This is a genomic window from Streptacidiphilus pinicola, assembly GCF_003258295.1.
Classification (GTDB): domain Bacteria; phylum Actinomycetota; class Actinomycetes; order Streptomycetales; family Streptomycetaceae; genus Streptacidiphilus; species Streptacidiphilus pinicola.
The window spans coordinates 1-13,105 of sequence record NZ_QKYN01000012.1; the positions used below are offsets into that span (position 1 = coordinate 1).

At 71.7% G+C, this 13,105-nt stretch carries 17 protein-coding genes; 9 read left to right on the forward strand and 8 right to left on the reverse strand.

The window, feature by feature from the left end:
• Positions 1-487 precede the first annotated feature (487 nt).
• The gene (locus DN069_RS02950; RefSeq protein ID WP_111499207.1) at positions 488-1,354 is read right to left on the reverse strand and encodes an HAD family hydrolase; all 867 of its coding nucleotides are present in this window, start codon (positions 1,352-1,354) and stop codon (positions 488-490) included.
• 94 nt (positions 1,355-1,448) lie between these two features.
• Here DN069_RS02950 and DN069_RS02955 point away from each other — a divergent pair, with 94 nt between their 5' ends.
• From DN069_RS02955 to hemB, 7 genes are all read left to right on the forward strand, one after another.
• The gene (locus tag DN069_RS02955) at positions 1,449-1,727 is read left to right on the forward strand and encodes a glutaredoxin family protein (RefSeq protein WP_111499247.1); all 279 of its coding nucleotides are present in this window, start codon (positions 1,449-1,451) and stop codon (positions 1,725-1,727) included.
• Positions 1,728-1,885: 158 nt separating this feature from the next.
• A complete protein-coding gene (locus DN069_RS02960; RefSeq protein ID WP_243638862.1) occupies positions 1,886-2,614 on the forward strand; it encodes a 3'-5' exonuclease in 729 nt (242 codons plus the stop codon).
• 101 nt (positions 2,615-2,715) lie between these two features.
• Entirely contained in the window at positions 2,716-3,510 is a 795-nt protein-coding gene (locus DN069_RS02965) for a redox-sensing transcriptional repressor Rex (protein ID WP_111499208.1), read from the forward strand.
• Positions 3,507-4,814, forward strand: a complete 1,308-nt coding sequence (locus tag DN069_RS02970; RefSeq protein ID WP_111499209.1) for a glutamyl-tRNA reductase — start codon at positions 3,507-3,509, stop codon at positions 4,812-4,814. Before DN069_RS02965 ends, DN069_RS02970 begins: the two co-directional genes overlap by 4 nt.
• Complete coding sequence (gene hemC, locus DN069_RS02975) at positions 4,811-5,821, forward strand: hydroxymethylbilane synthase (RefSeq protein WP_111499210.1); 1,011 nt, start codon at positions 4,811-4,813, stop codon at positions 5,819-5,821. Before DN069_RS02970 ends, hemC begins: the two co-directional genes overlap by 4 nt.
• The gene (locus DN069_RS02980; RefSeq protein ID WP_111499211.1) at positions 5,818-7,500 is read left to right on the forward strand and encodes a bifunctional uroporphyrinogen-III C-methyltransferase/uroporphyrinogen-III synthase; all 1,683 of its coding nucleotides are present in this window, start codon (positions 5,818-5,820) and stop codon (positions 7,498-7,500) included. Before hemC ends, DN069_RS02980 begins: the two co-directional genes overlap by 4 nt.
• A gap of 87 nt (positions 7,501-7,587) precedes the next feature.
• The gene (gene hemB, locus DN069_RS02985) at positions 7,588-8,574 is read left to right on the forward strand and encodes a porphobilinogen synthase (RefSeq protein ID WP_111499212.1); all 987 of its coding nucleotides are present in this window, start codon (positions 7,588-7,590) and stop codon (positions 8,572-8,574) included.
• An 88-nt stretch (positions 8,575-8,662) separates the two neighbouring features.
• Here hemB and DN069_RS02990 read toward each other — a convergent pair whose 3' ends face one another.
• Both DN069_RS02990 and DN069_RS02995 read right to left on the reverse strand, forming a co-directional pair.
• Positions 8,663-9,007 carry a rodlet layer protein gene (locus tag DN069_RS02990; RefSeq protein WP_111499213.1) on the reverse strand — a complete coding sequence of 115 codons (345 nt, stop codon included), beginning with the start codon at positions 9,005-9,007 and terminating at the stop codon, positions 8,663-8,665.
• A 75-nt stretch (positions 9,008-9,082) separates the two neighbouring features.
• Complete coding sequence (locus DN069_RS02995) at positions 9,083-9,427, reverse strand: rodlet layer protein (protein ID WP_111499214.1); 345 nt, start codon at positions 9,425-9,427, stop codon at positions 9,083-9,085.
• 279 nt (positions 9,428-9,706) lie between these two features.
• Here DN069_RS02995 and DN069_RS03000 point away from each other — a divergent pair, with 279 nt between their 5' ends.
• Positions 9,707-10,384, forward strand: coding sequence for a hypothetical protein (locus tag DN069_RS03000; RefSeq protein ID WP_111499215.1), 678 nt, complete (start codon positions 9,707-9,709; stop codon positions 10,382-10,384).
• Between the two features lie 130 nt (positions 10,385-10,514).
• Here DN069_RS03000 and DN069_RS03005 read toward each other — a convergent pair whose 3' ends face one another.
• The 4 genes from DN069_RS03005 to DN069_RS03020 form a co-directional block, all read right to left on the reverse strand.
• Entirely contained in the window at positions 10,515-10,904 is a 390-nt protein-coding gene (locus tag DN069_RS03005) for a hypothetical protein (protein WP_133259815.1), read from the reverse strand.
• Positions 10,905-11,005: 101 nt separating this feature from the next.
• On the reverse strand, positions 11,006-11,251 hold the full coding sequence (locus tag DN069_RS03010) for a chaplin (protein ID WP_111499217.1): 246 nt from the start codon (positions 11,249-11,251) through the stop codon (positions 11,006-11,008).
• Between the two features lie 56 nt (positions 11,252-11,307).
• On the reverse strand, positions 11,308-11,547 hold the full coding sequence (locus DN069_RS03015; RefSeq protein WP_111499218.1) for a chaplin: 240 nt from the start codon (positions 11,545-11,547) through the stop codon (positions 11,308-11,310).
• Between the two features lie 180 nt (positions 11,548-11,727).
• Entirely contained in the window at positions 11,728-11,970 is a 243-nt protein-coding gene (locus DN069_RS03020; RefSeq protein WP_111499219.1) for a chaplin, read from the reverse strand.
• Positions 11,971-12,255: 285 nt separating this feature from the next.
• Here DN069_RS03020 and DN069_RS03025 point away from each other — a divergent pair, with 285 nt between their 5' ends.
• A complete protein-coding gene (locus tag DN069_RS03025) occupies positions 12,256-12,501 on the forward strand; it encodes a chaplin (RefSeq protein WP_111499220.1) in 246 nt (81 codons plus the stop codon).
• A gap of 132 nt (positions 12,502-12,633) precedes the next feature.
• Here DN069_RS03025 and DN069_RS03030 read toward each other — a convergent pair whose 3' ends face one another.
• On the reverse strand, positions 12,634-12,972 hold the full coding sequence (locus DN069_RS03030; RefSeq protein WP_243638863.1) for a chaplin: 339 nt from the start codon (positions 12,970-12,972) through the stop codon (positions 12,634-12,636).
• Positions 12,973-13,105: the final 133 nt, after the last annotated feature.

Here is a 13,105-nt window from a genome sequence, read left to right on the forward strand (position 1 = left end):
CTCTGGGAGTCCCGTGTACCCACACGTCCGTGACGACGACTGGCCCGCCCGCGACGGCGAGGAGGGGCACCGGGAGCAACTGCTCCCGACGCACCAGGCTGCGCAGCAGGGTCAGGCCGTCGTCGTCACGGACGTGTGGGTACACGGGACTCCCAGAGGCAGGACTGTGGCGTTCAGGGTGGGGACCGCTGCACGAGGATAACGCTTCGTGCAACAACAGCTACACCCAGTTGCCAAATTCACCGCTTCAGTCACATCTGTTACCGCTGCGTGGCAGAATGTGACCGGCTGTCCCCCGATCAGTTGGCGGACGTCTGGTCGGAGTTGACCCGCGTCGGGCCGGGGCTGACCGGATTCCGGGGGCTTCCCGAGCGTGCGCGCGCAGAATCCCGCGCATACGCGCGAGCAAGGACCGGTCAGAAGCGGTCAGTTGGCATGCCGGGCGCTCAGCCCGGAAAAAGCGCTGCTGCCGGGGTCGGCGGCGGGGTCAGCGGTGGCGGTTGCGGTAGATCGCGACGGCCGCGGCGGTGCCGCCCGCGGCGGCGCCCAGTCCGGCGGCGGCGGGGATGCCGACCTTGGCCGCCTTGCGGCCGGTGCGGAAGTCACGCACCCGCCAGCCGTTGCGCCGGGCGTGGCGGCGCAGTTCGGAGTCGGGGTTGATGACGTAGGGGTAGCCGACCAGCGAGAGCATCGGGATGTCGTTGGCGGAGTCGCTGTAGGCCGCGCAGCGGGCCAGGTCCAGGTCCTCGCGGGCGGCGAGCGCCTTGACCGCCTCGGCCTTGGCCGGGCCGTGCAGCGGCTCGCCGACCAGACGGCCGGTGTAGACGCCGTCGATGGTCTCGGCGACGGTGCCGAGCGCGCCGGTCATGCCGAGCCGGGCGGCGATGACCCGGGCCGCCTCCTGCGGGGCGGCCGTCACCAGCCAGACCCGCTGGCCGGCCTCCAGGTGCATCTGCACCAGCGCGCGGGTGCCGGGCCAGATCTTCTCGGCCATGAACTCGTCGAAGACGTCCTCGCAGATCGCCTCCAGGTCCGCGGCGCGGTGGCCCTGGACGATGGAGAGGGCGCTCTCCTTGGCGTCGGCCATGTGCCCGGCGTTCTCGGCGCCGTGCAGCCGGAAGTAGGCCTGCTGCCAGGCGAAGCGGGCCAGCTCGCGGGTGGAGAAGAACTTGCGCTTGTAGAGGCCGCGGCCCAGGTAGAAGATCGCGGCGCCCTGCATGATCGTGTTGTCGCAGTCGAAGAACGCGCCTGCCGCAGGGTCGACCGAGGTGTCTTCCGTCGGTCGGTCCTGCGTGGCGGCCGCCTCCGCGGAGGCTTCGCCCGCGAGCCGCGTGGTGTTCCGCTGCCTGGCCATGCCGCGAGCATAGCCAGATACCGACCGGAAACTCGTATCGGCAGCGTGGAGGGGGAGTTAACTCATGGCGGCCCGACCGGTCCACAATGGCGGCATGGCACCACTTCTTCCGCGCCGTAGCGCAAAGCAGCCCGCCGACCACGTGGTGACACTGATCGGCAAGCCCGACTGCCACCTGTGCGACGACGCTCGCGCGGTCGTCTCCGAGCTCGCCGAGGAGCTGGGCTTCGCGGTCGAGGAGCTGAACATCAACGAGGACAAGGAGCTGTTCCGGCAGTACTGGGAGCAGATTCCCGTCACGCTCATCGACGGTAAGCAGCACGACTTCTGGAAGGTCGACCCGGTGCGGCTGCGCAAGGCGCTGGGCGCCTGAACACGAGCGGTTCGCGCATAACGATTACGCCTCCAACGGGGTGGCTGCGGGAAGATATGTCCGATTCACCCCGTTGTAATGGCTTAGCCATCCGCTGTTAGTGCGCTTACCATCAAGGGGTTTTGTGCCGTGGGGGGACGATCGAGAAGGAGCCCCCCGTGCAGCCCCCCGCCACGCCGCCACCCGCTCGCGGGTTCGCCGTCGTGGACGTGGAGGCGAGCGGGCGCAGCCCCTGGCGCCACCGCATGGTCGAGGTCGGCGTGGTGCTGCTCGACTATCCGCTGCTGCGCGTCGAGGGCGAGTTCAGCACCCTGATCGATCCCGGCGGCCCGGTCGGGCCGACCTCGGTGCACCGCATCACGCAGGATCACGTGCTGGGCGCCCCGGTCTTCCGTGAGATCGCCCCGCACCTGGCGGAGCTGCTGCGCGGCCGGGTCCTGGTCGGCCACCACGTCGCCTGCGACCTGGGCTTCCTGGCCCGGGAGTTCGCGCGGATCGGGGTGGCCGTGCCGGATGTGCCGACGCTGTGCACCATGGCGCTCACCGAGCGTGTCCTCGGCGGGCGGCTCGCCGGCCGCTCGCTCGGCGCCTGCACCGCCGCCTTCGGACTGCCCGACTTCCCCGCGCACACCGCCCTCGGCGACGCCCGCGCCACCGCGCGGCTGCTGCGCCGGTGTCTCGCCACTCCCGCCGGGGGCGTCGAGCCGGTGCGCGCCACGGTCGAGCAGGCGCAGCGCGCCCTCTGGCCGAAACTGCGCCGCCGGGCGGAGGTGCTGCGCACGCAGAATCGTTCCACTGCCCTGCTCTTCGATGCGTACGCCGTACCGTGCGCCGTACCGTACGTCGTTCCAGCGGTGGTTCCCGCGACCCGGGGGGAATGGGCGTGATGCGCATCACTCCTGGTGGACAAAACGGACACCATCTTTGTGCACGCGTTCACAAAGACATAGCCTGGCGTTCGCAGCCCAGCTTCACCCTCAGGAGCACCGTGGCAACTGGCCGATCCACTCAGCACAACCCCAACCCCGCCGGCGGCACCCGCCGCAGCCGGGGCCGGGGTATTCCCGATGCGACGGTCGCCCGGCTGCCGCTGTACCTGCGCGCGCTCACCGCCCTGTCCGAGCGCTCGGTGCCCACCGTCTCCTCCGAGGAGCTCGCGGCCGCCGCCGGGGTCAACTCCGCCAAGCTGCGCAAGGACTTCTCCTACCTCGGCTCCTACGGGACCCGCGGCGTCGGCTACGACGTGGAGTACCTCGTCTACCAGATCTCCCGCGAGCTGGGCCTGACCCAGGACTGGCCCGTGGTCATCGTCGGTATCGGAAACCTGGGCCACGCCCTCGCCAACTACGGCGGCTTCGCCTCCCGCGGCTTCCGGGTCGCCGCCCTGCTCGACGCCGACCCGGCCATCACCGGCAACGTCGTCGCCGGCCTCCCGGTGCGCCACACCGACGAGATGGAGGAGATCGTCCGCGACGAGCGGGTCTCCATCGGCGTGATCACCACCCCGCCCGGCGCCGCCCAGCAGGTCTGCGACCGGCTGGTCGCCGCGGGCGTCACCAGCATCCTCAACTTCGCGCCGACCGTGCTGAACGTGCCGGACGGGGTAGACGTCCGCAAGGTGGACCTCTCCATCGAGCTGCAGATCCTCGCCTTCCACGAGCAGCGCAAGGCCGGCGACGACCTCGCCGACGAGGACGGGGAGGTCCCTTCCGCCCCTGCGGCCGCAGTAGTCTCCGGACGGGGACCCGAGCAGGGCCACGGATACGAGGAGGCCGCGGGATGAGCCTGCTGGTCGTGGGACTGAGCCACCGCAGCGCGCCGGTCGGCCTGCTGGAGCGCGCCGCGCTGACGGGACATCAGCCGTCGCGGCTGCTGCACGCCGCCGCCGCGGCGACGCCGGTGGCCGAGGCCGCGCTGCTGAACACCTGCAACCGCATCGAGCTCTACGCCGACGTGGACAAGTTCCACGCGGGCGTCGCCGAGCTGTCCACGCTGCTCGCCGAGCACTCCGGCGTCAGCATGGAGGAGCTCACCGCGCACCTCTACGTGCACTACGAGGACCGCGCCGTGCACCACCTCTTCTCGGTGGCCTGCGGCCTGGACTCGATGGTCGTCGGCGAGGGCCAGATCCTCGGCCAGCTGCGCGACGCGCTGCATCTGGCGCAGGACCAGCACACCGCCGCGCGCGGGCTCAACGAGCTGTTCCAGCAGGCCCTGCGGGTCGGCAAGCGCGCCCACAGCGAGACCGCGATCGACAAGGCCGGGCAGACCCTGGTCACCTTCGGCCTGCAGCAGATCGCCGCCGTGGCCGGGCCGGTGGCCGAGCGCCGCGCGCTCGTCGTCGGCGCCGGCTCGATGAGCTCGCTGGCCGCGGCCACCCTCGCCCGCGAGGGCGTCGCCGAACTGGTGATCGCCAACCGCACGCAGAAGAAGGCGGAACGCCTCGCCGAGCAGCTCGGCGGCCGGGCCGTCCCCTTCGACCAGGTCGCCGGCGCGCTGGCCGAGGCGGACGTGGTCATCTCCTGTACCGGGGCGGCCGGCATCGTGCTCACCGCCGAGGACCTCGCGCTGGCCGCCGAGAAGCGCAGCGCCTTCGCCGGCCCGCTCTCCGTGCTCGACCTGGCCATGCCCCGCGACGTCGACCCGGCCGCGCACACCCTGCCCGGCGTCCACCTGGTCGACCTGGAGACCCTCGCCACCGCCGCCCAGCACTCCGACTCCGGCGCCCTCGACGTCGACGCGGTGCGCCGCATCGTCGCTGAGGAGGTCGACGCCTTCGGCGCGGCCCAGCGCGCCGCGGCGATCACGCCCACCGTGGTCGCCCTGCGGGCGATGGCCACCGAGCTGGTCAACGCCGAGCTGGAGCGTCTCGACGGACGCCTCCCCGAGCTGGACGCGCGCACCCGCGCGGAGATCCAGCAGACCGTCCGCCGCGTCGTGGACAAGCTGCTCCACCAGCCGACCGTCCGCGTCAAGCAGCTCGCCGGCGAGCCCGGCGGGGCCTCCTACGCGGAGGCGCTGCGCGAACTGTTCGACCTCGATCCCATGGCCGTTGAGGCCGTCAGCACCACCAGGATGATCTCATGACGGGTCAGACGAGCACGACTTCGCCCCCCTCCCCAGAACCAGCACCACCACTTCGACTGGGCACCCGGCGCAGCGCGTTGGCCATGGCCCAGTCCGGCATGGTCGCCGAGGCGGTCGTCGCCGCCACCGGCCGCCAGGTGGAGCTCGTCGAGATCACCACCTACGGCGACACCTCCCGTGAGGCGCTCGCGCAGATCGGCGGCACCGGGGTCTTCGTCTCCGCGCTGCGCGACGCGCTGCTCGCCGGCACCATCGACTTCGCCGTGCACTCCCTCAAGGACCTGCCCACCGCCGCGCCCGAGGGCCTGGTGCTGGCCGCGGTCCCGGAGCGCGAGGACCCGCGCGACGCGCTCGTCGCCCGCGACGGACTGACGTTGGCCGAGCTGCTGGAGAAGGCGGACCCGCTGCACCCGGCCCGCATAGGCACCGGCTCTCCGCGCCGCACGGCCCAGCTCCACGCCTGGGCCCGCGCCGAGGGCCTGGCGATCGAGACGGTCCCGATCCGCGGCAACGTCGACACCCGCATCGGTTACGTGCGCGACGGCCGCCTCGACGGCGTCATCCTCGCCGCCGCCGGTCTGAACCGCCTCGGCCGCCTCGCCGAGGCCACGGAGGTCATCGACACCTCGGTGATGCTCCCGGCCCCCGGCCAGGGCGCGCTCGCCATCGAGTGCGCCGCGGGCCGACCCGAGCTGGCGGCAGCCCTGGCCGCCCTCGACGACGCGGCCACCCGGGCCGCCGTCACCGCCGAGCGCACGCTGCTGGCCGCGCTCGAGGCCGGCTGCTCCGCGCCGGTCGGCGCGCTGGCCGGGGCCAACCCCGCCGGCGTTCCTGGGAACGCCGACGACGAGCTCGAACTGCGGGCTGTCGTCGGCACCGTCGACGGTGAGACCGTCGTGCAGATGTCCGCCACCGGCCACGGTGCCCCCGACGAGCTGGGACGCGGCCTCGCCGCGCGCCTGCTCGCCGCCGGCGCTGCCGGTCTCATGGGGGAGCGAGCCAAGTGAGCCCGACCGCCAGTCCCGACACCCCGCGTCGCCCCGTCGGCCAGGTCACCTTCCTCGGCGCCGGTCCCGGCGACCCCGGCCTGCTGACGCTGCGTGCCGTGGAGGTGCTCGCCTCGGCCGACGTGCTGGTGTCCGACCCGCTGACCGCCGCGGCCGTGCGCGCGCACTGCCCCGCGCAGGTCGAGGTGCACCCGGCCGCCGACGACGGTGACGCCTTCGTTCTCGACGAGGGCGGCGTGCTGGGCGGTGACGGCGGCGCCGCGGTCTCCCGCTTCTTCGGCGCGGTCCGCGGCGGCAAGCACGTCGTGCGCACCGTGGACGGCGACCCGGGCCTGGACGGCCGTGCCGCCGAGGAGATGCTGGCCTGCGCCCAGGCGCACGTGCCCTTCCAGGTCGTGCCCGGCGTCGCCCAGTCCGTCGGTGTCCCCGCCTACGCCGGCGTCCCGCTGCGCGCGGGCGCGCAGGGCGCGGACGTCCGCTTCGTCGACGCGAACGGCCTGCTCCCGGAGTCGGCCTGGGCCGACCTCGGCGCCTGCGAGTCCACCCTGGTGGTCCGCACCGTCCTCGGCTCCGTCCCGTCGACGGCCTCCGCGCTGGTGAACCACGGCCGCAAGCCGGAGACCCCCGTCTCGGTCACCCTCGAGGGCACGACGACGCGGCAACGCACCTGGTGCGGCACGCTCGGCACGATCGCGGCCGAGCTGAAGTCGGCCAAGGTGCTGCCGTCGCCGGTCTCGGCGCCGGTGAACCCGGCGAGCAACGTGATAGTGGTCGTCGGCGAGCAGGTCGAGCACCGGTCGTCGCTCTCCTGGTTCGAGACCAAGCCGCTGTTCGGCTGGAACGTCCTGGTGCCGCGCACCAAGGACCAGGCCGGCGCGCTCAGCGAGCAGCTGCGCGGCTACGGCGCGGTCCCGAGCGAGGTCCCGACGATCGCGGTCGAGCCGCCGCGCACCCCGCAGCAGATGGAACGCGCGATCAAGGGCCTGGTGACCGGCCGTTACGAGTGGATCGCGTTCACCTCGGTCAACGCGGTCAAGGCGGTGCGCGAGAAGTTCGAGGAGTACGGGCTGGACGCCCGTGCCTTCGCGGGCATCAAGGTCGCGGCGGTGGGCGAGACCACGGCCCAGGCCCTGGTCGACTTCGGCGTGAAGCCGGACCTGGTCCCGAGCGGCGAGCAGAGCGCCGCCGGACTGCTGGAGGACTGGCCGCCTTACGACCCGGTCTTCGACCCGATCGACCGGGTGCTGCTGCCGCGCGCCGACATCGCGACCGAGACGCTGGTCGCCGGTCTGGTCGAGCTCGGCTGGGAGGTCGACGACGTCACCGCGTACCGCACGGTGCGCGCGGCGCCGCCGCCGGCGGAGACCCGCGAGGCGATCAAGGGCGGCGGCTTCGACGCGGTGATCTTCACCTCGTCGTCCACGGTCCGGAACCTGGTGGGCATCGCGGGCAAGCCGCACAACGTCACCGTCATCGCCTGCATCGGTCCGGCGACGGCCAAGACGGCCGAGGAGCACGGCCTCCGCGTCGACGTCCTCGCCCCGGCCCCCTCCGTCCACGCCCTCGCCGAGGCCCTCGCCGAGTTCGGCGCGGCCCGCAGGGACGCTGCGCTGGAGGCCGGCGAGCCGGTGTACCGTCCGAGTGAGCGGCGACCCGGGTCACGTCGCAAGGCCCGATAGCCTTCAGGGGCGCGAGGAACTGCGCGAGGAACCGCCGGCGTGCGGATGGTGTTGCCACCCGAGGAATCGCAGAAGGAGCACGTAGTCATGGGTATCGAGAGTCCGTACATCCGTCCTCGGCGACTCCGTGCCACCCCCGCCGTGCGTCGGCTGGTCGCGGAGACCCGGCTCCACCCCGCCGAGCTGATCATGCCGATGTTCGTGCGGGAGGGGATCGACGCCCCGAAGCCCATCACGTCCATGCCCGGCGTGGTCCAGCACACGCGGGACACCCTGAAGAAGGCCGCCAACGAGGCGGCTGCCGCCGGGGTCGGCGGCATCATGCTGTTCGGTGTCCCCGCCGTGCAGGACGCGATCGGTTCCGAGGGCACCAACCCCGACGGGATCCTGCAGCAGGCCATCCGCGACGTCGTCGCGGAGGTCGGGGACCAGGTCGTGGTCATGTCGGACCTGTGCCTGGACGAGTACACCGACCACGGTCACTGCGGCGTCCTCGCCGCGGACGGCAGCGTGGACAACGACGCGACGCTGCTGCGCTACGCCGAGATGGCCCGGGTGCAGGCGGACGCGGGCGTCCACATGGTCGGGCCGTCCGGGATGATGGACGGTCAGGTCGCGGTCGTGCGGCAGGCGCTGGACGAGGCGGGGCACCAGGACGTGTCGATCCTGGCCTACACGGCCAAGTACGCGTCGGCGTTCTTCGGCCCGTTCCGTGAGGCCGTCGGCTCCTCCCTCAAGGGGGACCGCAAGGCCTACCAGCAGGACCCGGCCAACGCCCGGGAGTCGCTGCGCGAGCTGGAGCTGGACGTCGCCGAGGGCGCCGACCTGGTGATGGTCAAGCCCGCCATGGCCTACCTGGACGTGGTGCGCGAGATCGCCGACCACAGCCCGGTGCCGGTCGCCGCCTACCAGGTGTCCGGCGAGTACGCGATGGTCGAGGCCGCCGCGGCCAACGGCTGGGTCGACCGGGACCGCATGATCATGGAGACCCTCACCTCGATCCGCCGGGCCGGCGCCGAGCAGATCCTGACGTACTGGGGCACCGAGGTCGCCGGGTGGCTCCGCCAGGACTGACAATCACGTGAGGCCCCGGGAGTCGAAGACTCCCGGGGCCTCACGCGTCGAACTTTGAGGGTCAGGGTGGTGCCGGTGTTGCCTCGGCTCAGCCGATCAGGTGGGAGACGCCGCCGTCGCCGGTGCCCTGGGTGGTCTCGCCGACGTTGCAGTACTGCTTGAGCTGCTGGCTGAGGACCGGGACCTCGACCGGGACCGCCACGCCGATGACCGCGACCGCGATGTTGTGAACCTCGGGCACGCAGATGTTCGGGTTGTCCAGGGTGTGGAAGTTCGGGCTGTCGTTGCCGTGCGTGGCGGTCATGTTGGTGCCGCCGTTGCCCTGAATGCCGGTCGCCTGGCCGTCGCTGTCGCTGATGGCCGAGGCGGGGACAGCCGCCATGGCGAGTGCGGTCGCGGCCAGGCTCATCGCGCCGAGGGCCTTCTTGTACATGGGAGAAGTTCCTTTCACTGACTGTGTGCTGGGGGAGGCGTGGGCCCGGACGGGCCCACGCGGGGAGGGGTTCGGCTAGCCGATCACGTGGGAGATGCCGTGGTCGCCCGAGCCCTGGACGGTCTCGCCGACGGAGCAGTACTGCTTGCTCTGGCCGCTCAGGGCCGGCACCTCGACCGGAACGGCCACGCCGAGCACGCCGACGCCGATGTTGTGGATCTCCGGCACGCAGATGTTCGGGTTGTCCAGGAAGTGGAAGTTGGGGCTGTCGTCACCCCAAGTCCCGGTCATGTTCGTACCGCCCGCGCCCTGGAGAGAGTTGGCGAGCCCGTCCGAGTCGCCGACGGCCATGGCAGGAGAGATGCTGCCCGCGATCGCGGCAACCGTGAGGCCGACACCGGCCAGAGACTTCTTGAGCATGCGCTGAAGTGCCTTTCTGAACACCAATCAACATGTCGTGCTGGCACACAAACCAACGAGCCGAGAGGACTCGGGGTTGCGACTCCGAACGAGGGAATCCGGTAATCAGCGTGCCGAGCGAGAACTCACTCACAAGGAGGAATTCCGTGGGCGCTGGAGGGAAATGTGAGCTCGCGCTGCGCCATACGGGTGTTTCTTCGGAAATTCCGAGCGGCAAAGGCTGTTGAATCGCCCTCAACCCATGCCAATGTCTCGGTCCAGAGCTTCAGGAGCGTCACGATGAAAAAGTCCCTCCGCGGAACGGCCGCCGCCCTGGCGGCCTGCGCGGCGCCGGTCCTGGCCGCGGTGAGCGCGACCAGCGCCCAGGCGGAGCCGCTCTCGCCGCAGCAGCAGGAGGCGTTGGAACAGAGCGTCGGCCGGATGGACGTGCCCTTCGCCGTCCCGCTCGGCACGCTGGTGCAGCACGTGACCGGGCAGCACTCCGACAGCGGTCTCGCCGGCAGCGTGCCGGCCATGCCGCTCCAGCCGCCGGTGCAGGGCCGGGGCCAGCAGTCGCTGATCCCGGACCCGCTGCTGCCCGCCGTCAACTCCGCCGACCGGACGCCGGAGCTGGGGCTGACCGCCCCCATGCCCTCCGCTGACGGCAGCGTCCACGACGGCGGTGCCCGCCTGGCCGTCCCGGCCGCGCCGCTCAAGGCGGTCAGCGCGGCGCTCGGCGTCGGCCACCCGGTCACCTACCAGGGTCGCTCGCTGCCCTACGAGCCGCCGACGAGCGATCTCCCGTTCCCGCAGCTGGACCTCACCCGCCTGCAGCCGGAGATCACCCCGCCGCAGCTGCAGAGCGCGCCCGGCGGCCAGCTCTCGCTGAACCAGCGGACGCCCGACGGCAACCTGGCCAAGCCGGTCGAGGACGTCGTCGCCAGCGCCCAGAGCGCCCTGAACGCCGCGCGCGGATAGTCCGCGCACCACCGGGGACGCGCACAGCAAGAATCCGCCGGTCCTGCCGAAGGAGGAGTTCGAGGCAGGACCGGCGGACGTCTGTGCGGCGCGCCGCTCAGTTAAGGGAGCACGTCAGTCAGGAAGCGCGTCAGCCGGGGAGCAGGCCGGCCGCGCCGCCCACCAGCGGCAGGCTGCCGAGGCCGCCGCCGTTGCTCAGCCCGGAGGTGACCGGCTGTGTCGAGACCGGCCCGCCCTGGTCGGGCTTGAGGGCCACGCCGTTGTTGAGCGGGTCGGCCGCGGAGTTGGCCAGCGGGTCGAGGCGGAAGTCCTTGGCGGGGCGCACCACGTCGGGCACGGCGCCGGTCAGTCCGGCGAGGGCGGGGCTGACCGCGAGCGGCTGCAGCGAGGCCTTGGGCTGTGCTCCGCTGTTCGTCGCGGAGGTCGTGGCCGCCTGGGCGGGGGAGGCGGCCATCAGGCCGGCCACGGAGAGAACGAGGGTGCCGAGGGCAGCTGCCGCTTTCGTGGGGGTTTTCTGCATGGGGGTCTCCTGATCCGGTCGTGGGCGCACCGCGGCCCCCGCACAGACGAGGTGCGGGGGACGCGGCGGACCCGCCTTGCTGGGTGAGGGTCAGCAGGGCGTCAGCAGGGCGCGTTCTCGCAGCTGTTGCCGAACGCCGGGTTCAGCGCGCCGATCACGTTGACGGAGTTGCCGCACAGGTTGATCGGCACGTGGACCGGGACCTGGAGCAGGTTGCCCGACAGGAAGCCGGGGGAGTTGGCGGCGACGCCGTCGGCCGTGGAGTCGGCCGAGGCGGCCCCGGCCGCGCCCAGCAACAGGCCCACGGAGGCGACGGAGACGGTGCCGACGGTCTTGAGCTTGCGCACGGTGGATCTCCAATCTCGAACGCTGGAACGCCAGGCTGTGGACGAGCCGACGTGTCCTACTTGTTGACGCAGTGGTTGCCGAACGCCGGGTTCAGCAGCCCGATGACGTTGACGGAGTTGCCGCACAGGTTGATCGGGATGTGGACCGGGACCTGGATCAGGTTGCCGGACAGGAAGCCGGGGGAGTTGGCGGCGACGCCGTTGGCCGTGGCGTCGGCGGAGGCGATGCCCGCGCCGGTCAGGGAGAGGACGGCAGCGGCGGCGCCGAGCGCGGCGGCCTTGAGGACCTTGCTCATCTGAGAATCCTTCAGGTTTGTGTGATTGCCTGCGTGCCCGTCCGGAACGGAGGGCACACAGGACGAAACGAGCGCGGGGCCGCCGGGATACGAGGTCGATCGAACGACCACTCGGACAGCCGATCGAGGAAGGGCCCGGCCGCTGCTCGCGGCCGGGCCCCACACTGCGAGGGCGGAGGGTCAGCCCTCGTTCTCGCAGTGGTTGCCGAACGCCGGGTTCAGCAGGGCGATCACGTTGACCGTGTTGCCGCAGACGTTGACCGGGACGTGGACCGGAACCTGGATCAGGTTGCCGGACAGGAAGCCCGGGGAGTTGGCGGCGACGCCGTGAGCGTCGCTGCTGGCGGCCGCGACGCCACCACCGGCGGCCAGCAGGCCGGCCGCAGCGACGGTGACCATGAGGCCGCGCTTGGTGTTGAGCATGGGAAGTGTCCCCTCTCGTGGAACGAAGTTCTCGGGATGGGCGGTCAGGCGCCTGCATCCGGACTCTCCAACGACCTTTCGGCCACCAGGACATGGGTGGACTCCAGCTCCACCCGAATGGCCGAAGTGTTCGGCCGGATCCGTCGTCCGGGTGAATGTCGAAAATGGCCGGTGACGGCTGGGAACTGCCCTCGTTGGGCGTGGTGCCTGCGGTGTTTCGGTACCGCGGGTCCCGTTGCCCGTCGACACGGTGACGTGGTCCATCCGTGTGAGGAATTGAGAGTCATGACGAACGTTCTGAAGGGCGCCCTGGTCGCCTCCGCCGCCGCCGGTGCCGTCGTCGCGGCCGGTGCCGGTGCCGCCTTCGCCAGCTCCCACGCCTGCGGCGACGCCTCGAACTCCCCGGGCGCGATCAGCGGCAACGAGCTGCAGCTGCCCATCCACATCCCGGTCAACGTGGTCGGCAACTCCGCGAACGTCATCGGTGTGCTGAACCCGGCCTTCGGCAACCACGCCGCCAACATCGGCTGACGCAGCCCCCCTCGCGGCCCCGCCGCCGCACACGGATCGGCCCTGCTCCATGCTCGGGAGCAGGGCCGATGCGTATTATGGGGGGTGACGGCGCGTCAGGACGTGTGGTCGCCCCGGTGCGGTGGGTCGGTATCAATCGCAGTCCTGGTCGTGGTCCTGGTCGGTCGCCATGTCGTCGTCGTGGTGGAACCACCAGTGGTGCCAGACGACGGTGTGGCCCTCGCCGACCTCCTCGCCGTTGGCGCAGTGGTTGCCGAAGGCCGGGTTGCCCAGACCGACGACGTTGACCGTGTTGCCGCAGACGTTCAGGTCGGCGTCGATCGGCACCTGGATCAGGTTGCCGGACAGGAATCCGGGCGAGTTCTCAGCCACGCCGTTGGCGGTGGCGTCCGCACTCGCCACACCGCAGGCGGAGAGAACCAGGCCGGCCGCGAGAACGCCGGCGGCTGCCAGCCGAGAGGGCATGCGCATGCTTGCTCCTTGCTGTGGTCGGGGGCGCCGGACCGATGCTCGCGCCCCGGTCGCCCTTCGTGTTCACAGCTTCACTGTGCGCCGCCATTCCGGCCCGCCCGGTCTACGCCACGCCGAGTCGCCCGTCCGGACG